Annotated in this window: 22 protein-coding genes; 14 read left to right on the top strand and 8 right to left on the bottom strand. The window is 67.0% G+C overall.

Features of this window, described 5'->3' with window-relative positions:
• Nucleotides 1-23 precede the first annotated feature (23 nt).
• From CRT60_RS15015 to fliG, 6 genes are all read right to left on the bottom strand, one after another.
• Nucleotides 24-1,082, bottom strand: a complete 1,059-nt coding sequence (locus CRT60_RS15015; protein ID WP_098737236.1) for a 5-oxoprolinase subunit C family protein — start codon at nucleotides 1,080-1,082, stop codon at nucleotides 24-26.
• Complete coding sequence (pxpB, locus tag CRT60_RS15020; RefSeq protein WP_098737238.1) at nucleotides 1,082-1,801, bottom strand: 5-oxoprolinase subunit PxpB; 720 nt, start codon at nucleotides 1,799-1,801, stop codon at nucleotides 1,082-1,084. The genes CRT60_RS15015 and pxpB overlap by 1 nt, the downstream gene beginning before the upstream one ends.
• A 10-nt stretch (nucleotides 1,802-1,811) precedes the next feature.
• Entirely contained in the window at nucleotides 1,812-3,113 is a 1,302-nt protein-coding gene (locus tag CRT60_RS15025; RefSeq protein ID WP_098737239.1) for a TRAP transporter large permease, read from the bottom strand.
• Between the two features lie 3 nt (nucleotides 3,114-3,116).
• Nucleotides 3,117-3,626 carry a TRAP transporter small permease gene (locus tag CRT60_RS15030; protein ID WP_098737241.1) on the bottom strand — a complete coding sequence of 170 codons (510 nt, stop codon included), beginning with the start codon at nucleotides 3,624-3,626 and terminating at the stop codon, nucleotides 3,117-3,119.
• A gap of 114 nt (nucleotides 3,627-3,740) precedes the next feature.
• Nucleotides 3,741-4,751, bottom strand: a complete 1,011-nt coding sequence (locus CRT60_RS15035; protein ID WP_098737242.1) for a TRAP transporter substrate-binding protein — start codon at nucleotides 4,749-4,751, stop codon at nucleotides 3,741-3,743.
• A 210-nt stretch (nucleotides 4,752-4,961) separates the two neighbouring features.
• Complete coding sequence (gene fliG / locus CRT60_RS15040) at nucleotides 4,962-5,984, bottom strand: flagellar motor switch protein FliG (protein WP_098737244.1); 1,023 nt, start codon at nucleotides 5,982-5,984, stop codon at nucleotides 4,962-4,964.
• A 171-nt stretch (nucleotides 5,985-6,155) separates the two neighbouring features.
• Between fliG and CRT60_RS15045 the strand changes: the two genes are divergently transcribed.
• From CRT60_RS15045 to CRT60_RS15110, 14 genes are all read left to right on the top strand, one after another.
• The gene (locus tag CRT60_RS15045; RefSeq protein WP_098737246.1) at nucleotides 6,156-6,851 is read left to right on the top strand and encodes an MORN repeat-containing protein; all 696 of its coding nucleotides are present in this window, start codon (nucleotides 6,156-6,158) and stop codon (nucleotides 6,849-6,851) included.
• 123 nt (nucleotides 6,852-6,974) lie between these two features.
• Nucleotides 6,975-7,868, top strand: a complete 894-nt coding sequence (locus CRT60_RS15050; RefSeq protein WP_098737248.1) for a MurR/RpiR family transcriptional regulator — start codon at nucleotides 6,975-6,977, stop codon at nucleotides 7,866-7,868.
• A gap of 55 nt (nucleotides 7,869-7,923) precedes the next feature.
• Entirely contained in the window at nucleotides 7,924-8,769 is an 846-nt protein-coding gene (locus CRT60_RS15055) for a D-amino acid aminotransferase (RefSeq protein WP_098737250.1), read from the top strand.
• Entirely contained in the window at nucleotides 8,766-10,679 is a 1,914-nt protein-coding gene (locus CRT60_RS15060) for an ABC transporter ATP-binding protein (RefSeq protein ID WP_098737252.1), read from the top strand. Before CRT60_RS15055 ends, CRT60_RS15060 begins: the two co-directional genes overlap by 4 nt.
• Nucleotides 10,680-10,719: 40 nt before the next feature.
• Nucleotides 10,720-12,252, top strand: coding sequence for a glutathione ABC transporter substrate-binding protein (locus CRT60_RS15065; RefSeq protein ID WP_098737254.1), 1,533 nt, complete (start codon nucleotides 10,720-10,722; stop codon nucleotides 12,250-12,252).
• 214 nt (nucleotides 12,253-12,466) lie between these two features.
• Nucleotides 12,467-13,387: a glutathione ABC transporter permease GsiC gene (gene gsiC / locus CRT60_RS15070; RefSeq protein ID WP_098737256.1), complete on the top strand. Its 921-nt coding sequence runs from the start codon at nucleotides 12,467-12,469 to the stop codon at nucleotides 13,385-13,387.
• The gene (locus CRT60_RS15075; protein ID WP_098737257.1) at nucleotides 13,384-14,271 is read left to right on the top strand and encodes an ABC transporter permease subunit; all 888 of its coding nucleotides are present in this window, start codon (nucleotides 13,384-13,386) and stop codon (nucleotides 14,269-14,271) included. The genes gsiC and CRT60_RS15075 overlap by 4 nt, the downstream gene beginning before the upstream one ends.
• Nucleotides 14,246-15,325, top strand: a complete 1,080-nt coding sequence (locus tag CRT60_RS15080) for a DmpA family aminopeptidase (RefSeq protein ID WP_098737259.1) — start codon at nucleotides 14,246-14,248, stop codon at nucleotides 15,323-15,325. Before CRT60_RS15075 ends, CRT60_RS15080 begins: the two co-directional genes overlap by 26 nt.
• Entirely contained in the window at nucleotides 15,322-16,155 is an 834-nt protein-coding gene (locus CRT60_RS15085; RefSeq protein ID WP_098737261.1) for a M55 family metallopeptidase, read from the top strand. Before CRT60_RS15080 ends, CRT60_RS15085 begins: the two co-directional genes overlap by 4 nt.
• An 11-nt stretch (nucleotides 16,156-16,166) precedes the next feature.
• Complete coding sequence (locus tag CRT60_RS15090; protein ID WP_098737263.1) at nucleotides 16,167-17,126, top strand: isoaspartyl peptidase/L-asparaginase family protein; 960 nt, start codon at nucleotides 16,167-16,169, stop codon at nucleotides 17,124-17,126.
• 213 nt (nucleotides 17,127-17,339) lie between these two features.
• On the top strand, nucleotides 17,340-18,251 hold the full coding sequence (locus CRT60_RS15095) for a zinc-binding dehydrogenase (RefSeq protein WP_244592513.1): 912 nt from the start codon (nucleotides 17,340-17,342) through the stop codon (nucleotides 18,249-18,251).
• A gap of 36 nt (nucleotides 18,252-18,287) precedes the next feature.
• A complete protein-coding gene (locus CRT60_RS15100; RefSeq protein WP_098737266.1) occupies nucleotides 18,288-18,710 on the top strand; it encodes a CopD family protein in 423 nt (140 codons plus the stop codon).
• A gap of 84 nt (nucleotides 18,711-18,794) precedes the next feature.
• On the top strand, nucleotides 18,795-19,274 hold the full coding sequence (locus CRT60_RS15105; protein WP_098737267.1) for a VOC family protein: 480 nt from the start codon (nucleotides 18,795-18,797) through the stop codon (nucleotides 19,272-19,274).
• A gap of 187 nt (nucleotides 19,275-19,461) precedes the next feature.
• Entirely contained in the window at nucleotides 19,462-21,414 is a 1,953-nt protein-coding gene (locus CRT60_RS15110) for a restriction endonuclease (protein ID WP_143273270.1), read from the top strand.
• A 329-nt stretch (nucleotides 21,415-21,743) separates the two neighbouring features.
• On the opposite strand, the gene CRT60_RS15115 is transcribed toward CRT60_RS15110, so the two are convergent.
• Both CRT60_RS15115 and CRT60_RS15120 read right to left on the bottom strand, forming a co-directional pair.
• Nucleotides 21,744-22,742 (bottom strand): ABC transporter ATP-binding protein, encoded by a 999-nt coding sequence (locus CRT60_RS15115; RefSeq protein WP_098737271.1) that lies wholly within the window; start codon nucleotides 22,740-22,742, stop codon nucleotides 21,744-21,746.
• Complete coding sequence (locus tag CRT60_RS15120; RefSeq protein WP_098737272.1) at nucleotides 22,739-23,743, bottom strand: ABC transporter ATP-binding protein; 1,005 nt, start codon at nucleotides 23,741-23,743, stop codon at nucleotides 22,739-22,741. The genes CRT60_RS15115 and CRT60_RS15120 overlap by 4 nt, the downstream gene beginning before the upstream one ends.
• Nucleotides 23,744-23,760 lie beyond the last annotated feature (17 nt).

The raw sequence follows: 23,760 nt of genomic DNA on the forward strand, positions 1-23,760 counted from the left end.
AGAAGCGGTCCTGTTCGGATACCTCACAGCAGGGGCAGGTCGCTGCCGCCATTCACGATATCGACGGTGCCGGAGATCAGATTCTCCCCATAAAGCGCCTCCAGATCGATGCCGCCGGTCGGGCGCACCGGGCGGATGGCGCGGATCCAGCCGGCGATGGCCTGCTCCTGACGGCGGCGGATCGCCTCGGCGTCCTCGACCGCCACGGGCTGGAAGGACAGGCTGTCGCCGGGGCGCAGGCGGCCGGCGCGGGCCAGGTCGGCGGAGATCACCGTGGCGATCTTGGCATAGCCGCCGGCCGTCTGGTGGTCGTTCAACAGCAGGATCGGCTGCCCGTTGCCCGGTACCTGGATGGAGCCGGTGACCAGCCCGTCCGACGGAATGTCGGCGGAGCCGCGATGCTCCAGCGCCGGCCCCTCCAGCCGCAGCCCCATGCGGTCGGCCTGCTTGCCGACGCGGTAGGGGGCGGACAGGAAGGTCTCCAGCGCCGCCGCGGTGAAGCGGTCCTCCTGCGGGCCCAAGACGACGCGCAACGGCCCGGCGCCATAGTCGGGCGGCTGCGGCAGTTCCACGTCCGGGCCATCCGGGGCGGCGTCCAGCGCCAGCGGCAGCCGGTCCCCCTCGGCAAGCGGCCGTCCGCCCAGCGGGCCGATGCCGGCGCGCACATAGGTGGACAGGCTGCCCATCACCGGCGCCAGCGCGAAACCGCCGGCCACCGCCAGACAGGCGACCGACGCCCTGTCCACCGCTCCCAGCCGCAGCACGTCGCCCGCAAGCAGGGTATGGCTGCGGTGGGGCTCCAGCGGTTGCGCCGCAGCGCCGTCGCGCTCCAGCGTCAGGGCCAGCGGACCGACCGCGGCGATGCGGACCGACGGCGCATCCACCCGCAGGGCAGGGCCGAGCAGGGCGATCTCCAGCCCGGCCGCCCCTTGCGGATTGCCGACCAGCGCATTGGCCAGCCGCAGCGCCACCGGGTCGAGCGCGCCGGCCACCGGCATGCCGAGTTCCTGGAAGCCGAAGCGTCCCAAATCCTGGACCGTCGCGAACAGGCCCGGACGGACCACCGTCAGGAATGCCGCCATCACGCCGCCCTCAGGCTGGCGGGGTCGAAGCGTCCGGCGGCTGCCGCCTCGGCGATCCCGTCGAACGCCGCGCGGTCCACCGCTTCGAAGCGCACCCGGTCGCCGGCCGCCAGCAGCACCGGATCGGGCCGGCCACCGTCATAGAGCGGCACTGGGCAGCGGCCGATCAGGTGCCAGCCGCCGGGACTCTCCCACGGATAGACGGTGGTCAGCCGCCCGGCGACGGCGACGGAGCCGGCCGGAACCCGCACCCGCGGCTCGGTCCGGCGCGGCCGGTCCAGCTCCGCCGGCAGGTCGCCCATGTAGCCGAAGCCCGGCATGAAGCCGAGCATATAGACGAAATACTCCACCGACCCATGCAGCGCCGCCACCCGCTCCGCGGTCAGGCCGAGCTGGTCCGCCATCTCGGCCAGATCGGGGCTGAGGTCGGGGTCGTAGCAGACCGGCAGCCGCCACAGCCGCCCCGCCGCCGGTGCCGTGCCGCTTCCGGCCAGCGCCGCCTCGACCGCCGCCTGCATCTCCCGCCGCCCGGTGGATACCGGATCGTAGACCACCAGCAGCGAGCGGAAGGTCGGCACCGTCTCCACCAGCCCCGGCGGCGGGGCGGCCTTCAACCGGGCGTGCAAATCCATGACGTGGGCGTTGGTCGCCCGGTCGATGGCCTCGCCGAACTCGACATTGAAGGCGGTATCGCCGGCACTGGTGAAGCGGACTTGCACGTTTTCCTCATTAACCGATCATCATCGACGGCAGCCACGACACCATGCCGGGGAACACCCACAGCAGCGCCACCATCACCACCATCAGCAGGAAGAAGGGCAGGCTGGCCTTGCCGATGGTGAAGATGTCCTTGCCGGTCATCGATTGCAGCACGAACAGGTTGAAGCCGACCGGCGGGGTGATCTGCGCCATCTCCACCACGATGATGATGTAGATGCCGAACCACAGCAGGTCGATGCCCGCCCGCTGCACCATCGGCAGGATGACCGAGGTGGTCAGCACCACCATCGAGATGCCGTCGAGGAAGCAGCCCATCACCACGAAGAAGGCGGTCAGCGCCATCAGCAGCGCGGCGGGCGACAGCTGCATGGTGGTGATCCATTCCGCCAGCAGGCGCGGGATGCCGGTGTAGCCCATCGCCACCGTCAGGAAGGCGGCCCCCGCCAGGATGAAGCCGATCATGCAGCTGGTGTGGGCGGCGCCGAACAGGCTGTCGCGGAAGGTCGTCCAGTTCAGCGTGCCGGTCACCAGAGCCAGCACCAGCGAGCCCAGAACGCCGATGCCGGCGGCCTCCGTCGGGGTGGCGATGCCGACATAGATCGAGCCCAGCACCGCGGCGATCAGCAGCATCACCGGGATCAGCGCGCCGGTGTCGCGGATCTTCTCTCCGAAGCTCTGCGGCGGTTCGGGCGGCGGCACCCGGCCGGGATTCAGCAGCGACCAGCCGCCGACATACAGCATGAACAGGCCGGTCAGCACGATGCCGGGGATGACGCCGGCGATGAACAGCCGCGCGATCGACACGTCGGCGGCGACGCCATAGACGATCATGATGATCGACGGCGGGATCAGCAGCCCCAGCGTGCCGGCGCCGGCCAGCGAGCCCAGCGTCATCATCGGGTCATAGCCGCGCCGGTTCAGCTCCGGGATGGTCATGCGGCCGATGGTGGCGGCGGTGGCGGCGGACGAGCCGGACACCGCGGCGAAGATCGAGCAGCCGATGATGTTCACATGCATCAGCCGGCCGGGCAGCCAGCCGGTCCAGGGCGCCAGCCCCTTGAACATGTCGGACGAGATGCGGGTGCGGAACAGGATCTCGCCCATCCAGATGAACAGCGGCAGTGCGGTCAGCGTCCAGGAGGTGCTGGCCCCCCAGATGTTGGTCGCCATCACCATGCCCACGGGCCTTGCGGTGAACAGCGCCATGGCGACGAAGCCGACGCCGGCCAGCGCCAGAGCCACCCACACGCCGGCCCCCAGCATCAGGAACATCGTCACCACGACGACGATGGATGCGGTCGTCTGATCCATCGCTCAGCCCTCGCTCTGCATGCCGGCATGCTGGTAGGAGGCATCGCGCCCCTGCAGCACGGCCAGCAGATCGTCGATCAAGGCGATGACCAGCACCACCAGACCCACCGCCATCAGCGCCTGCGGCATCCACAGCGGGACCGGCAGCACGCCCTGGCTGAGATCGCCGAAATCGTAGGACTCATAGGTCATGCGCACCCAGTACCAGGCGAAATAGCCGCTGAGCGCGGTGGCGAAGCCCAGGCACAGCAGCTCCATGACGCGGCGGGCGGCACCGTGCAGCCGCTCCACCAGCACGCCGACGCGGATGTGTGCGCCGCGGCGCAGCGCCGGGCCGAGCATCAGGAAGAAGGACGCCGCCATGCAGTAGCCGGCAAGCTCGTCGGCCCCCGGCACCATGACGTTGAGCAGCCGGGAGGCCACCTGCGTCACGATCAGGACGGCGATGGCGGCAAGAAGGACCGCGCCCAGGATCTCGGCGGCGCGGTAAAGGATGGACAGTGCGGTGCGCATGGCGCAACCACCTCCTGCGGTCGGGACGGAGCGAAGGGGCGTGGAGGGGGCCCGGCCGGCCGCCGCCCCTGCATTGCTGCCTGGGGCGGTGCCGGCCGGACGCATCCGGACCGGTTACTTGCCGAAGGCGGAAATGATCGCCTCGCCGTCGGCACCGGCGGCCTTGGTCCATTCCGCCGTCATGGTCTTGCCGATGGCGGACAGGCCTTCCTTCAGCTTGTCGGACGGCGGCAACACCTTCATGCCGTTGTCGGACATGGTCTTGTTCAGGTCGGCCGTCTTCTTCTCCCACTCGGCCCAGCCGGTGGCCTCGGCCTTCGCCGCGGCGTCCTGGATCGCCTTCTGGGTGCCGGCGTCCAGCCCCTTCCAGACCTCGGTGTTGACGAACACCATGTTGCGCGGCAGCCAGGCCTGCACGTCGTAATAGACCTTCACGAAGTCCCAGGCCTTGGTGTCGACGCCGGTGGCGGCCGAGGTGATCATCGCGGTGACGATGCCGGTGCCGAAGGCCTGCGCCACTTCGGCCGCCTCGATCTTCACCGGGATGGCGCCGCTCAGCTCGGCGATGCGGGTGGTGGCCGGGTTGTAGGCGCGGAACTTCTGGCTCTTCAGCCCTTCGACCGACTGGATCTCGTCCTTCACATACAGGCCCTGCGGCGGCCACGGAATCGAGTAGAGCAGCTTCAGGCGCTGGCGCTCCAGCTTCTTCTCCAGATAGGGCTTGGAGACCTCGTACAGCTTGTGGGCGGACTTGAAGTCGGTGGCGAGGAAGGGCACCGAATCGAGGCCGTAGAGCGGATCCTCGTTCGCCCAGGAGCTGATCAGCACCTCGCCCAGCTGGGCCTGGCCGGACTGGACCGCGCGCTTGATCTCCGGATGGCGGATCAGCGAGCCGTTGGAATGGACGGTGATCTGGATCTTGCCGGCGGTGGCCGCCTTCACGTCGTCGGCGAACTGCTTCACCACGATGGTGTGCAGGTTGGTGTCCGGATACGGAGTCGGCATGTCCCAGGTCTCGGCGGCAGCGGCCAGCGGCCCGGCGGCGACGCCCAGACCCAGCAGGCCGGCAACGACCGGACCGGCAATCCGGCTGACGAGATGGGAATGCAGCGTGTGAGCGGTCATGATGTTCGCAAAGCCCCCTGTTGTTGCCCGATGCGGCATCCGCCGGCCTTCTGGCCGGTCGGAGGAGGGCGATTGGCCGCCCCCCTGATCCCGCCCTTGATCGGACTCCAAAGGTTCACCGTTCCGGACCGTCCGTCAAACCCCGTGTGAGGGCTGCCGGGAAAAAAGTCAGCGCCGCCCGCCGCTTATCGGTTGCGCCGCACCCGCCGGTCAGTAGATCAGCTCGTTCTCGCCGCTGCCCTCGGCCAGGACCAGCTCGCCGCGGGCGGCCAGATCCTTCGCCAGCTGCACCATGTACATCTGCGCCTCGTCCACGTCGCGGACGCGGACCGGACCCATCGCCGCCATGTCTTCGCGCAGGATCTTGGCGGCGCGCTCGGACATGTTGGAGAAGAACAGATCCTTCAGCGACTCCGACGCGCCCTTCAATGCGGTGCCCAGCTTCTGCTTGTCGACCGTGCGCAGCATCGTCTGGACGCCCGAGGGGTCGAGTTTCGACAGATCCTCGAAGGTGAACATCAGCGACTTGATGCGCTCGGCGCTGTCGCGGTTGCGTTCCTCCAGCGCCGCCATGAAGCGGTGCTCGGTGGTGCGGTCCAGCCCGTTGAAGATCTCCGCCAGCATCTCGTGGCTGTCGCGCCGGCTGGTGCGGGCGAGGTTGGTCATGAACTCGGTGCGCAGCGTGCGCTCGACGTCGTCCAGAACCTCCTTCTGCACCGCCTCCATGCGCAGCATGCGCATGATGACTTCCATGGCGAAGCTTTCCGGCAGCTGCGCCAGGACGCGGCCGGCATGGTCGGAGCGGATCTTCGACAGGACGACGGCGACGGTCTGCGGGTATTCGTTCTTCAGGTAGTTGGACAGCACCGACTCGTTCACGTTGGTCAGCTTGTCCCACATGGTGCGGCCGGCCGGACCACGGATGTCCTCCATGATCTGGTCGACCTTGTCCTTCGGCAGGGTCTTCAGCAGCAGCCGCTCGGTCGAATCGAAGGAGCCGACGACGGTGCCGCTCGACGACATCTGCTCGGCGAACTCGACGAACAGGCGCTCGATCAGGTTGGCCGACACGGTGCCCAGGTTGGCCATCACCTGGGACAGCTCCTTGATCTCCTCGTCGTCCATCAGCGAGAACAGCTTGGACGAATGCTCCTCGCCCAGCGCCAGCATCATGATGGCGGCCTTTTCCGGGCCGGTGAGGGTCCGGTAGTCCTCACGAACCTTCTGAGCCATTGCTAACCTTCATGATCCGCTGATCCATCGATGCGCGATATTTGCGGCAAACATCGTTAACAAACGATAAGGAAGACGCCGGGAGCATACGAAAACAGGCATTTCGGAACCGAATCCGGACAGGGACGGTTGGAGGTTGCATCCTCCGTCCCCCCGCGAAAGGTGGCCTTCATGTCCGCCCGTGCCGCCCTTCTGCTGCCCTGTCTGCTCACATTCCTGCCGGCGTCCGCCTTGGCGGAACGCGCGGTGACCGTCGATGGCTCCGACTGCCGGGTGTGGGACCAGTATCCCGACCGGCGCAAGACCGTCCGCTGGTCCGGCGCCTGCCCGGACGGTTGGGCCAGCGGGCCCGGCGTGCTCAGCTGGTTCCATGGCGGCCGCTACGACGGGCAGGTGGAGGGCACGCTGGTCGACGGGCGGATGGAGGGGCAGGGGCGCGTCACCTGGCGCGACGGCCGCCGCCTCGACGGGAATTTCAGCAATGGGCTGGTTTCGGGTCAGGCGACCCATGTCTGGGCCGATGGCCGCGTGTATGAGGGGGAGTGGCAGGACGACCGCCGGACCGGATTCGGCACGCTCACCTTCCCCAGCGGCAACAAATATGTCGGCCGCTTCCAGCGCAACCGCCCGACCGGAGAGGGGGAGTTCGTCACCGCCGACGGCCGACGCTATCGCCCGCAGATCGACGCCCGGGGCACCGTCGGCGCCGGTGCCCCGCTGGACCGCCCGCCGCAATCGGCCTCGATCCCGGCGGCGGCGGACGCCGACCCCAGTCCGCCAACGCCGCCGGCCCGCGCCGGTCGGCCGCAGAAACTGGAAGACTGGCTGAACCAGTCCGACCGACTCCTTCGCGACCGTTCGCGCTGACGGCATCGGCCCCCGCACAGACGGCATACGGCCATATGTGAAAATGGATTTACAGAAATATGCCGTTCCTGTAACTCTATGCTCACAAGGGCCGTGCTGACGCTGTTGAGGGGGATCGGGGGGATGGAGCCGCCCATTCAGACGGGATCGCTGCTGATCCGCATGCAGAACTGCCAGCAGCAGCTTCCGGCCGCCCTCGCCAAGGTGGGGGAGTGGGCGCTGGCCTATCCCTTCCGCACCGCGACCCTGAAGATCGGCGAACTGGCGGCGGCGGCCGAAGTGTCGGTGGCATCGGTCAACCGCTATGCCCGCTTCCTCGGCTATGACGGCTTTCCGGAATTCCGCGAGGATCTGCTGCGCGCTTTCGAATCGACCTTCGCGCCGGTGGAGAAGCTGCGCGTCGCCGTCCAGCGCGACACCTCGAACGCCGAGATCATGCGGGAATCGCTGGCCAGCGACGCCGGCAACATCGCCCGCACCATGGATCTGCTCCAGCCCGAGCAGTGCGAGGCCGCCATCCGGCTGATCCGCGAGGCCGGCCGCGTCGTGGCGCTCGGCCTCGGCGACAGCGCCTATCTCGCCCTGTTCCTGGCCGACGTGCTGGAGCCCTATGTCGATACCGTGCGCGAAGCCATCGAATTCGCCGGGACCGAGCGCACCATCCGCCGGCTGATGACGGTCAGGCCCGGCGATCTGGTGATCGCCATCACCTCGCCGCGCTACTCGCGCCGGACCATCGAGCATCTGCAGCTGTGCCGGGAGCGCGGGGCCAAGGCCATCGCGCTGACCGATGCGCCGGACAGCCCCATCGTGCCGCTGGCCGACGTCACCCTGCTGGCCGGGGCCGACCATGGCGTGCGCCACAGCTCGCCCACCGGGCTGATGGCGCTGATCGTGGCGCTGGGCACCGCGCTATCGCGCTCCGGCCCGGACAGCGTCGGACAGGCCGCCGACGTCGCCGAACGCATCCTGCCCTACCTCCACGTCGTGCCGAAATCGAACCGCCCGACGGAGTGATCCGGGCCGATCAACCGGGGCCTTCCCCTCCACGCGCCGAAGAAGTTGGAAAGCGATGACGATCTCCTATTGGAACGGGCGTTACCTGCCGCTGGACGAGGTCCATGTGTCGCCGCTGGACCGCGGTTTCCTGTTCGCCGACGGTCTCTATGAGGTGACCGCGGCCTACAATGGCCGCCTGTTCGAGCCGGAGGCCCACATCGCCCGCCTGCAACGCGGCATGGCGGAGTTGCGCATCGACTGCGCGCTGTCGGCCGGCGACTGGCTGGGCATTATGGAGCGGCTGGCTGCGGAGTCCGGCATCGCCGGCGACCTGACCGTTTACCTGCAAGTCACCCGCGGTGCGGCCTCCAGCCGCGGCCATGCCTTCCCGGCCGGCGTCACCCCGTCGGTGTTCGGCATGGCCAGCCCGCTGAAGCGCCCGCCCGCGGCGTGGCGCGACCAGGGTGTCGCCGCCATCACCATCCCCGACATCCGCTGGGGCCGCTGCGACCTGAAGACGGTGGCGCTGCTGGGCAGCGTGCTGGCGCAGCAGGCGGCGACCGATGCCGGCGTGGTCGATGCGCTGCAACTGCGCGACGGCCTGGTGACCGAGGGCGCCGCCACCAACATCTTCGTGGTGAAGGACGGCGTCATCGCCACCCCGATCAACGACAACCGCATCCTCCAGGGCATCACCCGCATCGTCATCCTGCGGCTGGCGGCCGAGGCCGGCCTGCGGCTGGAGGAGCGCGACATCCCGGCGGCCGAGCTCGACAGCGCCGACGAGATTTGGATCGCCAGCACCACCAAGGAAATCACTCCCGTCACCAGCCTGAACGGCAAGCCGGTCGGCAGCGGCGCCCCGGGCATGGTCTGGCGCCGCCTGTTCGCGCTGTTCGCCGAAAGGCTCGGGCGATGACCGTGGCCGCTGCCGTGAAGGCGGTCGACACCGCGCCGGCCCTGCTGTCGGTCGAGGGGCTGAGCGTTGCCTTCGACGGCGAGCATGGGCCTTTGCGCGTCGTCGACGATGTCAGCTTCACCGTGGCGCCGGGCGAGACGGTCGCCATCGTCGGCGAATCCGGCAGCGGCAAGTCGGTGACCTCGCTGTCGCTGATGCGGCTGGTCGATTATGCCGGCGGCCGCATCGTCGGCGGGCGCATCCGCTTCAAGGGCCGCGACGGGCGCGAGCGCGACCTCGCCACGCCGCCGGCCGAAGCGCTGACCGACATGCGCGGCAACGACATCGCCATGGTCTTCCAGGAGCCGATGACGTCGCTGAACCCGGTCTTCACCATCGGCGACCAGATCGCCGAGGCGGTGATGCTGCACCAGGGTCTCGACCGCAAGGCGGCGCGGGCGGAGGCGCTGCGCATGCTGGAGAAGGTTCGCATTCCCGAACCGGCCCGCCTGCTCGACCGCCATCCGCACCAGCTGTCGGGCGGCATGCGCCAGCGCGTGATGATCGCCATGGCGCTGTCCTGCAAGCCGTCGCTGCTGATCGCCGACGAGCCGACCACCGCGCTCGACGTCACCATCCAGGCGCAGATCCTGCGGCTGATCCGCCTGTTGCAGGACGAGATGGGGATGGGCGTCATCTTCATCACCCACGACATGGGCGTGGTGGCCGAAGTGGCCGACCGCGTCGTCGTGATGTGGCGCGGCCGCAAGGTGGAGGAGGGGCCCGTCGAGCGCATCTTCCAGGCGCCGCAGCACCCCTACACCAAGGCCCTGCTGTCCGCCGTGCCGAAGCTGGGCGCCTTGCGCGGCCAGGACCTGCCGGTGCGCTTCCCGCTGCTGGTGGTGGACGAGGCCAAAGCCGATGCCGCTCCTCCGGCCCCGCCCCCGGTGCAGGACACCGTGCGCGCCGCCGACGCCCCGCTTCTGGAGGTGCGCGACCTCACCACCCGCTTCGACGTGCGCAAGGGCATCTTCGGCTCGCTGAAGGCCCGCGTCCATGCGGTGGAGAAGGTCAGCTTCGCCGTCCGTCCGGGCGAGACGCTGGCGCTGGTCGGCGAGTCCGGCTGCGGCAAGTCGACCACCGGCCGCACCATCATGGGGCTCCAGTCCGCCACCTCCGGAACCATCCGCTTCGACGGGCTCGACACCGCGACGCTCGATTCCAACGGTCAGGCGAAGCTGAAGGAGAAGATCCAGTACATCTTCCAGGATCCCTTCGCCTCGCTGAACCCGCGGATGACCGTCGGCTTCAGCGTCGCCGAGCCGATGCTGGTCCACGATTATGCGCCCGCATCCAGGCCGGGCCTGTCGCGCCGCCGCGCCATCGAGGAGCGGGTGGCGGAGCTGCTGACCCAGGTCGGCCTCAAGCCGGAGCATGCGCGCCGTTATCCGCACGAGTTCTCCGGCGGCCAGCGCCAGCGCATCTGCATCGCCCGCGCCATCGCCTGCGACCCCAAGCTGATCATCGCCGACGAGGCGGTGGCGGCGCTCGACGTGTCGATCCAGGCGCAGATCGTCAACCTGCTGATGGAGCTTCAGGCCAAACGCGGCCTGTCCTACCTGTTCATCAGCCACGACATGGCGGTGGTGGAGCGGGTCAGCCACCGCGTCGCGGTGATGTATCTCGGCCAGATCGTCGAACTCGGCCCCCGCCGCGCCGTGTTCGAGAATCCGCAGCATCCCTACACCCGCCGCCTGATGGCGGCGGTGCCGATCGCCGATCCCGGCCGCCGCACCCGCGACCTGCGGCTGCTGACCGGCGAGATCCCGAGCCCCATCCGCAGCATCGGCGACGAGCCGCTGGTGCAGCCGCTGGTGCCGGTCGGCGACGGCCATTTCGTCGCGCGCCACGCCGTGGGCGGCGACTTCTGAGTTTGCCGATTTCCGAACCAAAAAAGCAGGGAGCCTACACGTGAACCGCTTCGCCCTTCCGCTTCTCGCCGGCCTGCTCGCCGGCACCGCTCTCGCCGGCCCGGCCTTCGCCGCCAAGGATCTCGTTGTCGGCCTCCCCGACAACATCACCACGCTGGACCCGGCCGACATCAACGACACGCTGTCGCAGTCGGCCAGCCGCACGATGATGCAGGGCCTGTTCGGCTTCGACAAGGACATGAAGCTGGTGCCGCTGCTGGCGGAGAGCTTCACCGTCAACGACACCGCCACCGAATACACCTACCGCCTGCGCAAGAACGTCACCTTCCATGACGGCACGCCCTTCAACGCCCAGGCGGTGAAGACCAACTTCGACCGCCTCGCCAACCCGGCCAACCGGCTGAAGCGCCAGAGCCTGCTGGCGATGCTGGCCGAGACGGTGGTGGTCGACGACACCACCATCACGCTGAAGCTGTCGCAGCCCTTCGGCGCGCTGAACAACAACCTCGCTCACCCGGGTGCTATGATCCACAGCCCGAAGGCGCTGGAGACCTTCGGCAAGGAGATCGGCCGCCACCCGGTCGGCACCGGCCCCTACAAGTTCGTCAGCTGGGAAGCGGACACCCTCAAGGTCGAGAAGAACGACAAGTACTGGAAGCCGGGCCTGCCGAAGATCGACCACGTCACGCTGAAGAGCGTGCCGGAGAATGGCAGCCGCATCGCCATGCTCCAGACCAACGAGGCGCAGTTCATCTATCCGCTGCCGCCCGAGATGGTGAAGATGGTCGAGGCCAACAACCAGCTTGAGCTGATCGACGCCCCGTCGATCATCGCCCGCTATGTGGCGATGAACACCATGAAGAAGCCGTTCAACGACCCGCGCGTCCGTCAGGCGCTGAACTACGCCATCGACAAGAACGCCTACGCGAAGGTGGTCTATCGCGGCTATGCCGGCCCGCTGGATTCGGCGATCCCGTCCAAGCTGGGCTTCCACGTCACCCAGCCCAACCAGTACACCTACGACCTCGCCAAGGCGAAGGCGCTGCTGGCCGAAGCCGGCTATCCGAACGGCTTCGAGGCCGAGATGTTCGGCCGCAACAGCACCAACTTCATCCGCGGCATGCAGTTCGTCCAGCAGCAGCTGTCGCAGATCGGCGTCAAGCTGACCGTCACCCCGCTCGAATCCGGTGTCGAGACCGCCCGCGTCTGGGGCGTCGAGAAGCCGGAGGACGCCACGGTGCAGATGCAGTATGGCGGCTGGTCGGCCTCGACCGGCGACGCCGACTGGGGTCTGCGCCCGCTGCTGTGGGGCAAGGGCTTCCCGCCGAAGTTCTTCAACGTCGCCTACTACAAGAACGACACGGTCGATGCCGCCATCGAGACCGGCATCGGCACCGCCGACACCGCCAAGCGCGCCGAGGCCTACCGCGTCGCCCAGGAGCAGATCTGGAAGGATGCGCCCTGGATCTTCCTCGGCGTCGAGAACCTGCTGGCCGGCAAGTCGAAGAAGCTGACCGGCTTCTACTACGTCGCCGACGGCGGCCTGCAGATGGAAGAGGCCGATCTGCAGTAACTGCTAAGCGCCCTCTCCCGTCCCGGGAGAGGGAGGGGACCCGCGCCGCAGGCGCGGGGAGGGTGAGGGGTAGGGCAAGGTTCCCGAACCGCACGGCTTCGTGCCTCACCCCTCACCCTTCCCGCCGCTACGCGACGGGCCCCTCCCCTCTCCCGGGGCGGGAGAGGGGATTTCTCGTCCGCCCACCCAGGCCCTCCACCAGGACCTCTGCCCCATGCTGAAATATCTCGTCGGCCGTCTTGCCGGCATCCTGCCGGTTCTGCTGGTGATCTCCGTCTTCGTCTTCGGCTTCGTCCATCTGCTGCCGGGCGATCCGGCGCGGCTGGTCGCCGGGACGGATGCGACCCAGCAGGACGTCGAACTGGTGCGCCAGGATCTCGGCCTCGACCAGCCGCTGTGGGTGCAGTACGGACGCTTCCTCGGCAATGCCGTGCAGGGCGAGTTCGGGCGGTCGATGAAGTCCAAGCGGCCGGTGTCGCAGGAGATCGGCGAGCGCTTCCTCCCCACCCTCTACCTCACCGTCGTCGCCATGGTGTGGGCGACGCTGGCGGGGCTGCTGATCGGCGTGGCGTCCGCCACCAAGCGCGGGCGCTGGCAGGACCATGTCGGCATGGTGGTGGCGGTGTCGGGCATCGCCTTCCCGTCCTTCTGGCTCGGGCTGCTGATGATCGACCTGTTCTCGGTCAAGCTCGGCTGGCTGCCCACCAGCGGCTACGGCACGTGGCAGCATTACGTCATGCCGTCGCTGACGCTCGGCCTCGGCGTCGCCGCGGTGATGGCGCGCTTCACCCGTTCCGCCTTCATCGAGATCGCGCGCGAGGATTACGTCCGCACCGCGCGGGCCAAGGGCGTGCCGGCGCGGCTGGTGGTGTGGAAGCACACGCTGCGCAACGCGCTGATCCCGATCATCACCATGGTCGGCTTGCAGTTCGGCTTCCTGCTCGGCGGGTCCATCGTGGTGGAAACGGTGTTCTCCTGGCCGGGGCTGGGCCGGCTGCTGGTGGATAGCGTCAACTACCGCGACTACACCGTCATCCAGGCGGAGATCCTGCTGTTCTCGCTGGAGTTCATCATCATCAACCTGCTGGTCGATGTGCTGTACGCCTTCGCCAACCCCGAGATTCGCTACTCATGACCACGACAGACGCAACCGGCGTGGCCGCCGCAACCCACGAAGCCGTCCGTTCGCCGCTGCGCGAGTTCTGGCGCAAGTTCCGGCGCAACCGCACCGCCATGGCGGCAGGATGTTGTCTGCTGGCGCTGGTGCTGGCCGCGGCGGCGGCGCCGTGGATCGCCCCCTTCGACCCGGCGGCCTTCGATTACGACCGCATCCTGGAAGGCCCCTCGGCCGACCATTGGGCCGGAACCGACGCCTACGGCCGCGACATCCTCAGCCGCATCCTGTGGGGTGCCCGCATCTCGCTGTCGGTCGGGCTGCTGTCGGTGCTGCTCGGCGGGGTGGCCGGCGTGGCGCTGGGCCTGATCGCCGGCTTCCGCGGCGGCTGGATCGACAGCCTGATCATGCGCGTCTGCGACGTTCTGCTGGCCTTCCCCGGCATCCTGCTGGCCATCGGCATCGTCGCCATCCTCGGGCCGGGGATCGAGAACGTCATCTATGCGGTGGCGATCTTCAGCGTTCCCGTCTTCGCCCGTCTGGTGCGCGGCAGCACGCTGTCGCTGAAGCGCGCGGTCTATGTCGACGCCGCCCGCGCCATCGGCGTGCGCGACCGGCTGCTGATGGTCCGCCACATCCTGCCCGGCACGCTGCCCAGCGTGATCGTCTATGTCTCCATGCGCATCGGCACCTCGATCCTGACGGCGGCCAGCCTCAGCTTCATCGGCCTCGGCGCCCAGCCGCCCAGCCCGGAATGGGGCGCGATGCTGGCCGACGGGCGCAGCTACATCGGCGTCGCCAGCCATGTCACCTTCTATCCCGGCCTCGCCATCTTCCTGACGGTGCTGGCCTTCAACCTGCTCGGCGACGGACTGCGCGATGCCCTCGACCCGAAACTCCGCTGAGCCGGCAAAACGCGCGCGGGCCTTCGGGCTCGCCTGCGGCCGGCTGACGCCGGGGCCGCGCAACGCCATCACCGACGTTCCGGGCGTGCGCGTCGGTCATGTCACGCTGGATGAGGGCGCCATCCAGACCGGCGTCACCGCCATCCTGCCCCATGCCGGCAACCTCTACCGCGACAAGCCCGTCGCCGCCGCCGAGGTGCTGAACGGCTTCGGCAAGAGCGTCGGGCTGATGCAGGTGGAGGAACTCGGCGCGCTGGAAACCCCGATCCTGCTGACCAACACCCTGTCGGTCGGCACCGCTGCCACGGCGCTGGTCCGCCACGCCATCGCCGCCAATCCCGACATCGGCCGCAGCACCGCCACCGTCAATCCGGTTGTGATGGAGTGCAACGACGGCCCGCTGAACGACATCCAGGCGCTGGCGGTGACGGAGGCCCATGCCGCCGCCGCGCTCGCCGCCGCCCTGTCGGAAGCGGACGGTGCGGAGGTCGCGGTCGGCTCGGTCGGGGCCGGGCGCGGCATGTCCTGCTTCGGCTTCAAGGGCGGCATCGGCACGTCCTCGCGCCGCCTCAAGCTGGACGGCAAGCGCCATCACCTGGGCGTGCTGGTGCTGGCGAATTTCGGCCGGCCGGGCGAGCTGCGCCTGCCCGACGGCCGCCGCGTCGCCCCACCTGCGAAGGACGATGCGCCGGAGAAGGGCTCCGTCATCGTCATCGCCGCCACCGACGTGCCGCTCGACCACCGCCAGCTGCGCCGGGTGATCCGCCGCGCCGGGGTCGGGTTGGCGCGGGTGGGCTCCTTCTGGGGGCATGGCAGCGGCGACATCGCGCTGGGCTTCACCACCGCCAACCGCATCGACCATGACGAGCGGGCCGACATTGTGGCCCTGCGCATGGTGAACGAACACCGCATCGACAGGCTGTTCGAGGCGATGGCCGACGCGACGCAGGAAGCCGTCCTCGACGCGCTGGCCGCCGCCACGCCTGTGGTGGGCCGCGACGGCGTTACCCGGCCCTGCCTCTCCCATTTGCTGATTTCCGGGAGCACTCCGTGAAGATCTACATCTCCGCCGACATCGAAGGGGTGGCCGGCGTGGTCTCCCAGCAGCAGGTGACGCCGGGCAATGCCGAGTATGAGCGCGCCCGCCGCCTGATGACCGCCGAGGTCAACGCCGCCATCGAAGGCGCGCTGGAGGCCGGGGCGAGCGAAATCCTGGTCAACGACAGCCACGGCCCGATGGTCAATCTGCTGCCGGACGAACTGCACCCCGCCGCCGAGCTGATCCTGGGCCGGCCCAAGCCCATCGGCATGTTCGCCGGGCTGGAGCCGGACGCCGCCGGGGTGATGTGCGTCGGCTTTCACACCTCGGCCCGCCAGTACGGCATCCTCGCCCACACCACCAACAGCTTCGCCTTCGGCCGCGTCCGGGTGAACGGGCTGGAACTGGGGGAGGCCGGCAATTACGGCGCCTATGCCGGCGAGATCGGCGTGCCGGTGATCCTGCTGAGCGGCGACGACCGCTTCGCCGCCGAGATGGCGCCGCTGTTCCCGGACGCCGAACAGGTGGTGGTCAAGCAGGCGCTGGGCCAGCGCGCCGCCCGCTCCGTCGCCCCGTCGGTCGCCCGCGACCGCATCCGCGAGGCCTCGGTCCGCGCCGTCCGCCGCGCGTCCGGCATCCCGCCCTTCCGCGTGCCGCCACAGGCCGACGGCGCGCCCTACCGGCTGGAGATCGAGATGAACAGTCCGGCGCTGGCCGATCTGGCGTCGCTGATCCCGGTGTCGGAGCGGCTGGATCCCGTCACCATCCGCCTGCCGGCCGCCAGCATGGCCGCCGCGCTCGGCTGGATCAACACCCTGTCGGCCATGTCGGCCACCCTGCGCTGAGACCCGCCCCCATGACCCTTTCGCACCCGCAACCCTTCGCCCTTGCCATCCATGGCGGCGCCGGCACCATCAAGCGCAGCGCCCTGACCCCGGCGCTGACCGAGGGCTACCACGCCGGCCTGCGCCGGGCGCTGGCCGCCGGGCATGAAGTTCTGGCCGACGGCGGCAGCGCGCTCGATGCCGTGACATCCGCCGTGATGGCGCTGGAGGACGAGCCGCTGTTCAACGCCGGCCGCGGCGCCGTCTTCACCGCCGAGGGCGTGCAGGAGATGGATGCCGCCATCATGGACGGCCGCGACCGCGCCGCCGGTGCGGTGGCCGGCCTGTTCGGCCCCCGCAACCCCATCCTGGCCGCCCGCGCGGTGATGGAGCACAGCGAGCATGTCCTGCTGATCGGCGAAGGCGCGCTGGACCTCTGCCGCCGCCAGGGTCTGGCGATGGAGGAGGCCCCCTATTTCTTCACCCAGCCGCGCTGGGACGCCCTCCAGGCCGAGCTGGAGCGCCGCCGCTCCGGCACCCCCGACGACGGCGATGAGCAGCGCCGCCATGGCACCGTCGGTGCCGTCGCCCGCGACCGCGACGGCAACCTCGCCGCCGCCACCTCGACCGGCGGCATGACCGCCAAGGCCAAGGGCCGCGTCGGCGACAGCCCGGTGATCGGCGCCGGCACCTTCGCCGACAACATCACCTGCGCCGTCTCCGCCACCGGCCATGGCGAGCATTTCATCCGCCGCTGCGCCGCCCACGAGATCGACGCCCGCATGCGCTGGGCCGGCCAGACCCTGGAGCGTGCCGCCGGCGGCGTGGTGGACGAGCTGGGCGTGATCGGCGGCTCCGGCGGCCTGATCGCCATCGACCGTGACGGCCGGGTGGCGCTGCCCTTCAACTGCTCCGGCATGTATCGCGGCGCCATCGGGCCGGAGGGGCTGGCGATGACCGCGATCCACCGCGAAGAGTTCCGCATCGGCTGACCTTCCCCCAAGAAGTCCCCTCTCCCCCCCGGGGAGAGGGTTAGGGGGGGGGGGACGCACCGCGAGGAGTCCCAAGAGTCGTCCGCCGCCTCCTCTCCGCCCGCTGGACAGGCGGGGGCCGGCGTCCCACGTTGCTGCTTCATCAGTGCAACGGCCAAATCGGAGGATGGCGTCATGCGGGCGATGGTGATTTCGCGATTCGGCGGACCCGACGTGCTCGAGCTTCAGGACCGGCCGCGGCCGGTGGCGGGGCCGGGCGAGCTGCTGGTGCGGGTGGTGGCGTCGGGCACCAACCCGGTGGACGCCAAGATCCGTCAGGCCGGCAGCTGGGCCGGCATCCCCTTCCCGGCGGTGCTGGGCTATGACGTGTCGGGCGTGGTCGAGGAGGCCGGCCCCGGCGTGACCGGCTTCAAGGCCGGCGACGAGGTGTTCTACACCCCGGAAATCTTCGGCAATCCCAACGGCAGCTATGCCGAATACACCGTCGCCGCCGCGTCCATCGTCGCCCACAAGCCGCCCGGCCTCAGCCACGTCGAGGCGGCGGGCATCCCGCTGGCCGGCGGCACGGCCTGGGAGGCCATCGTGCGGCGTCTGGCGGTGCGGCCGGGCGAGACGGTGCTGATCCATGGCGGGGCCGGCGGTGTCGGCAGCTTCGCCATCCAGTTCGCCAAGGCGGCCGGCGCCCGCGTGCTTGCCACCGCCAGCAAGGCCAACCACGAGGCGATGCGCGATCTCGGCGCCGACGTGACGCTCGACTACCGCGACACCGACGTGGCCGACCAAATCCTGCGCGAGGCGGGCGGGGCAGGGGTGGACGCGTCCTTCGACACCGCCGGCGGTAATGTGCCGTTGAGCACCCAGGTCACGCGCCCCTTCGGCCGCATCGCCACCATCCTGCCGCCGTCCGGCGACCTCAACGCGCTCTATGTGAAGAACCAGACCCTGTACGGCACCTTCCTGACCCGCGAGGGTGCGCGCCTGCGCGAGATGGCGCCGCTGTTCGTGCGCGGGCAGGCGAGGGTGATCGTCGATGCCGTCCTGCCGCTGGAAGAGGTCGGCAAGGCGCATGAACGGCTCGATTCCGGCCACGGCCGCGGTAAGATCATCCTGCAAGTGGGCGCCTGACGCGAGGTCGGGCCGGGCTTTCGAAGGACGGTCGCGGTGTATATCTGGCTTATCGGGCTGCACGTCACGGCGGTGACGCTCTGGATTCTGGGGATGTCCGCCGCCGCCATCCTGATCAGCGCCCTGGACGCCACGACCGCCGCTGAGGAAGGACCGGCCCGCTTCCTGCGCGCCGTCGGCCGCTGGGAGCGCCGCGTGACCTCCCCGGCGATGGGGCTGGCGTGGCTGCTGGGCATCACGCTGGTGGTGGTCGGCGGCTGGGGCTTCGAGCCGTGGCTGGTGGCGAAGGTGGTCATCGTCACCGCCCTGTCCGCCCTGCACGGCACGCTCGCCGCCGGGCTGCGCCGGCTGGGTGAGCCGGGTGCGCGGCAGGTGTCGCCGCTGCTGCGCTTCTCCCCGCTGGCGGTGATCGCCGGGGCCATCGCCATCGTGACGCTGGTGGTGGTGAAGCCCTACTGAACACGGTATGGTGTCGGATCGGGACGGGCCGGCCCCTTCGACCCCGCGCCCGGCCGGTTCGGTTTCAGTGCGAAAGGACCCGCCATGGCCGTCGCCAAGACCACGATCTGCCTCTGGTTCGACAAGGACGCCGAGGCCGCCGCCCGCTTCTACGCCGCGACTTTCCCCGACAGCGCGGTGACCGCCGTCCACCGGGCCCCCGCCGACTACCCGTCCGGCAAGGCGGGCGACGTTCTGACGGTCGAGTTCACCGTCGCCGGCCTCCCCTGCCTCGGCCTGAACGGCGGTCCGGCGTTCCCCCACAGCGAGGCCTTCTCGTTCCAGATCGCTACCGACGACCAGGATGAGACCGACCGCTATTGGACCGCCATCACCGGCAACGGCGGCCAGGAGAGCGCCTGCGGCTGGTGCAAGGACCGCTGGGGGATCTCCTGGCAGATCACGCCCCGCGTGCTGACCGACGCGCTGGCGGCGGGGGGAGAGGAGGCAAAGCGGGCGTTCGAGGCAATGATGGGGATGACGAAGATCGATGTGGCGGCGATTGAGGCGGCGCGGCGAGGGTGAGAGAAATGGAGAGCTAGTCTAGATTAATGATATGAGTGATAAAATTAAGTATAAATGTCTTATTTAGGCAGATTTTTGAAACATCAATTTCTAGTTCGCTTTAGATAATTGATGGTCATGAATGTGGTTTTCGTTGAATGTTTGGGCGGTGTGCGGTAAGCAATATCTAAAAATTTAGGAGGTTACTGTGTATTTTTCGGCTCTCAAGACTGCAATCCAGCATCTCGAAGAAAAACGCTTTTATGATGTTGCGCTTATGTACCTTGAGCAACGTGGTTATCAAGATTTGAGTATTGTCGACGGGTCCGGAGATGGCGGGCGTGATGTTGTTTGTTCGCGTGAAGATCTTCGCATTCAATTGAGTGTTCGGAAGGACTGGGAAACAAAGATCAACGATGAGGCGTTCAAGACGCTTTCATCTGGGAAACATCATCTCATTTTTGTTACAAATCGCTCAATTGGGCCGGATGCCGAACAACATTTTTTGAGCACAAATTACAACCAGAAGGGACGTGTTGACCTGACAATTGCTGATCTACGTCGCATTTCGACTGCACTCGCTCGGCCAGGCGTCATTCGGCGATCTTACGAAATGCTAGGTATGTCGGTGCCGCTGGAGCTTCATGCTGATCCGAAAGATATCGCGATTAGTACAGTACTCATGTTTTCGCAAGAGGCTAGAGAGCTTCATAACGAGGTAATAGAAGCGAATCTCCGAGCTCAACTCCTGAAGCGTCCCGATATCTCAGAGCCAGAGCTTATTCGACATCTCTCCGACTCAATTCCAGGTGTAAATATTGAACGTGCGGCGAGATCTGCCTTATCGCGCCTCCGAATTGCTGGGCGTGTGCAGCAAGTAGCAAATCGATTCCGGCTAAGTGACGTCGAATTGGAGATCATGCAAGCCGCAGAAACGGAGTTTCTTGCTGCTCGCAGAGCTGATGTAAAGGCTCTGGTAGAGTTGACTGGATTGGAGAGTGATGCTGCTGGTGAGTTGCTGGATATCGCGCTCGAACTCCTTGTCCGTGGCCGCGATTTTGACGGCCAGGGTCCCATTGAAGCCGCTCTGAGTAATTTCATAGCTGCGCACGGGCTTAGCCGCAAGCGCTCTGGCGTCTTTGAGGTGTTGGCCGCGAGCGCCACAGCCCGATTGAGACAATATGGCGCTACCGTTGATCAGATTTTCTCCGCAAATTCTTTTGATATCTATCGTGCTTTGGGGCGTCGGACAGACCTCTCACTCGTCCTTGACGCGAGCGTTGCCATGCCTGTTCTGTTTGGGTTGGCTTTCGGCGAAGCCAAGTCGCGATTTGGTATGGCTGCTATGGCACTGAAGCGAGCTTGCGACGCTCATGGGATTAAAATGGTCGTGCCGCGTCCCTATCTTAACGAAATGGCGGCACATGGCCTAAGTGCTCTTGATCGTCTAGATGTCTATAATGCACTACCGGACGAAGCGCGCGGACCACTCCGAGCCTCAGAGAACGCTTACATTAGCCACTATACTCACATTGCCGAACACCTCAGGCGAAAAGGTGATGATCTCAGCTTAAAGGATTTTCTCAGATATTTTGGAATCTCTTCAGGAAAATCTCTTGGATCTGTTGAAAATAAAATTCAAACTGTCCTTGATAATCATAATATAAAAATACTTCCGAATGCATACTACGATAAAGATATTTGGGATCTTATACAAAAGCAAAAAATGTTCCAAGTAAAACTTTTAATTGATCATGATGCAAGTGTCGTTACCATGCTAAAAAATGAAGACATGAAAGGATTTATTCTAGATACTTGGGATAAGGTCATGATTGATTTAGTGGAGGAGCTCGCGCGTGTCTATGCTGATACCCCTGCGCGAGTTATAGATTTTCTGTCTATGGCGGCTGGCGAAGAATTCGAAACAGATCAGAGTTATGAACTGATGGCTACATTGCTGCATATAGACGAGCGCGCTGCAGCGCCGCTTGCGCAAAAAATCGATAAAATCCGATCAGTTACGCAGGCTTACAAACTTGATGAGTTTGTTCGGGAAGCGCGAGAGAGCAAGGGTGCAACGTGGACGCTTAGTCCGCAGGACGTTGCCCCTTTTATTGACAAACCAGAACCGATAGTTAATCTCGATGATCGCTTGAACTAAAGCTGAGACCAAATAAAGTTCCTTTCTGTTGAAATGGAACGCAAAAGGCATGGAGGCATACAGCCTAAGGCATTTGAATTCGGCGCATTGAGAGATTTGCCAGTAATTTCACATTACCTGAGGCCTGTGCTGGAAACTGTGCAAGCCTCAGCAAACTACTGATAAGCATAAAAAATATCCCAGTGGGGAGACTATCGATATGCAATTTTCTTGTGGATTTGCGTAAGGATATCAAAATTAAGTTTTGGAAAGAAAGAACTTTACAAGCTTGAGAGCTTTACAGGTTTGAAAGGCTGTGGTCACTGCGTTGTCACAAAAAGTACGATTGTTCACCCCCCCACATCATCCCGAATGCACGCCACCGAATGCCCCGGCGCCACCTCGCGCAGCGTCCGGGCTTCCGGTTCAGCACAAGCAGGCAGCGCGAAGGGGCACCGCGTCCGGAAGACGCAGCCGGACGGCGGGTTCATCGGGCTCGGCACGTCGCCGTCCAGCAGCATGCGGGATTTCGGCGCGTCGGGGTCCGGGTCGGGGGCGGCCGACAGCAGGGCCATGGTGTAGGGGTGGCGCGGGCGCTCGTACAGGGAATCGCTCGGCGCGATCTCCATCAGGCGGCCGAGATACATCACCGCCACCCGGTCGCTGATGTAGCGCACCACCGCCAGATCATGGGCGATGAACAGCACCGCCAGCCCCAGCTCGCGCTGCAGGTCGCCCAGCAAATTCACCACCTGCGCCTGCACCGAGACGTCGAGCGCCGACACGGGCTCGTCCGCGACGATGAAGTCGGGCTCCACCGCGAGCGCGCGGGCGATGCCGATGCGCTGGCGCTGGCCGCCGGAGAATTCGTGCGGGAAGCGGTCCATGGCGTCGGCGCTCAGGCCGACCTTCTCCAGCAATGCCGCCACACGGTCGCGGCGGTCGGCGCGGGTGCCGATGTTGTGGATCGTCAGAGCCTCGCCGATCACCTCGCGCACGCGCTGGCGCGGGTCGAGGCTGGCATAGGGGTCCTGGAAGACGATCTGCATGCGGCGGCGCTGCGCCCGCATCTCCGCCGTCGGCAGCCCGGTGATCTCCTGCCCGTTGAAGCGGATGGAGCCGCCGGTCGGCTCGATCAGCCGCAGGATGCTGCGCCCGGCGGTGGTCTTGCCCGACCCGGACTCGCCGACCAGACCCAGCACCTCGCCGCGGTTCAGGTCGAAGGACAGATCGTCCACCGCCTTCACCCAGCCGACCGGCCGTTGCAGCAGCCCGCCGCGCACCGCAAAGCGCTTCTCCAGATTGCGGACGCTCAGCAGGGGCTGTTCGGTAACGGTATCGATGCTCATTGCACGTCTCTCCAGCGGCGGCAGCGGGCGGAATGGTCGGGGCCGACCGGCTCCAGCACGGGTTCGGCGGCGAGGCAGGCCGCCTCTGCCAGCGCACAGCGCGGGGCGAAGGTACAGCCGGCCGGGCGGTTCACCGGGCTCGGCACGCTGCCGGGGATGGCGTAGAGCCGGCCGCCGTCGCCGCGGCGCTGGCCCAGATGCGGCATGCAGGCCAGCAGCCCGCGGGTGTAGGGGTGCTTCGGCGATTTCAGCAGGGAGCGGACATCGCCTTCCTCGACGATGCGGCCGGAATACATCACCACCACCCGGTGCGCCACTTCGGCCACCACGCCCAGATTGTGGGTGATGAACAGGATCGAGGTGCCGGTCTCCTCCTGCAACCGCCGCATCAGATCGAGGATCTGCGCCTGGATGGTCACGTCCAGCGCGGTGGTCGGCTCGTCGGCGATCAGCAGGGTGGGGCGGCAGGCCAGCGCCATGGCGATCATCACGCGCTGGCGCATGCCCCCCGACATCTGGTGTGGATACTCGTCCAGCCGCCGCTCCGCCGCCGGGATGCCGACCTTCTTCAGCATGGCCAGCGCCTCGGCCCGCGCCGCCCGGCGGTCGAGGCCCTGGTGGTAGCGCAGGGCCTCGCCGATCTGGTCGCCGACGGTGTAGACCGGGTTCAGCGAGGTCATCGGCTCCTGGAAGATCATGCCGATCTCGTTGCCGCGGACGCTGCGCATGGCGCGCTCGCTGAGGCGGGCGAGGTCGCGCACCTGGCCGTCACGGCCGCGGAACAGGATCTCGCCACCGGCGATGATGCCCGGCGGCGTCGGGATCAGCCGCATCGCCGACAGGCTGGTCACCGACTTGCCGCTGCCGGATTCGCCGACGACGGCCAGCGTCTCGTTGCGGCGCACGGCGAAGGACACGCCGTCCACAGCCTTCGACACGCCGGGATCGGCGGTGAAGTGGGTTTGCAGGTTGCGGATGTCGAGCGTGAGGTCAGCGTCCATGACGGGATCCTGGATTT

The organism is Azospirillum palustre (assembly GCF_002573965.1).
GTDB lineage: Bacteria > Pseudomonadota > Alphaproteobacteria > Azospirillales > Azospirillaceae > Azospirillum > Azospirillum palustre.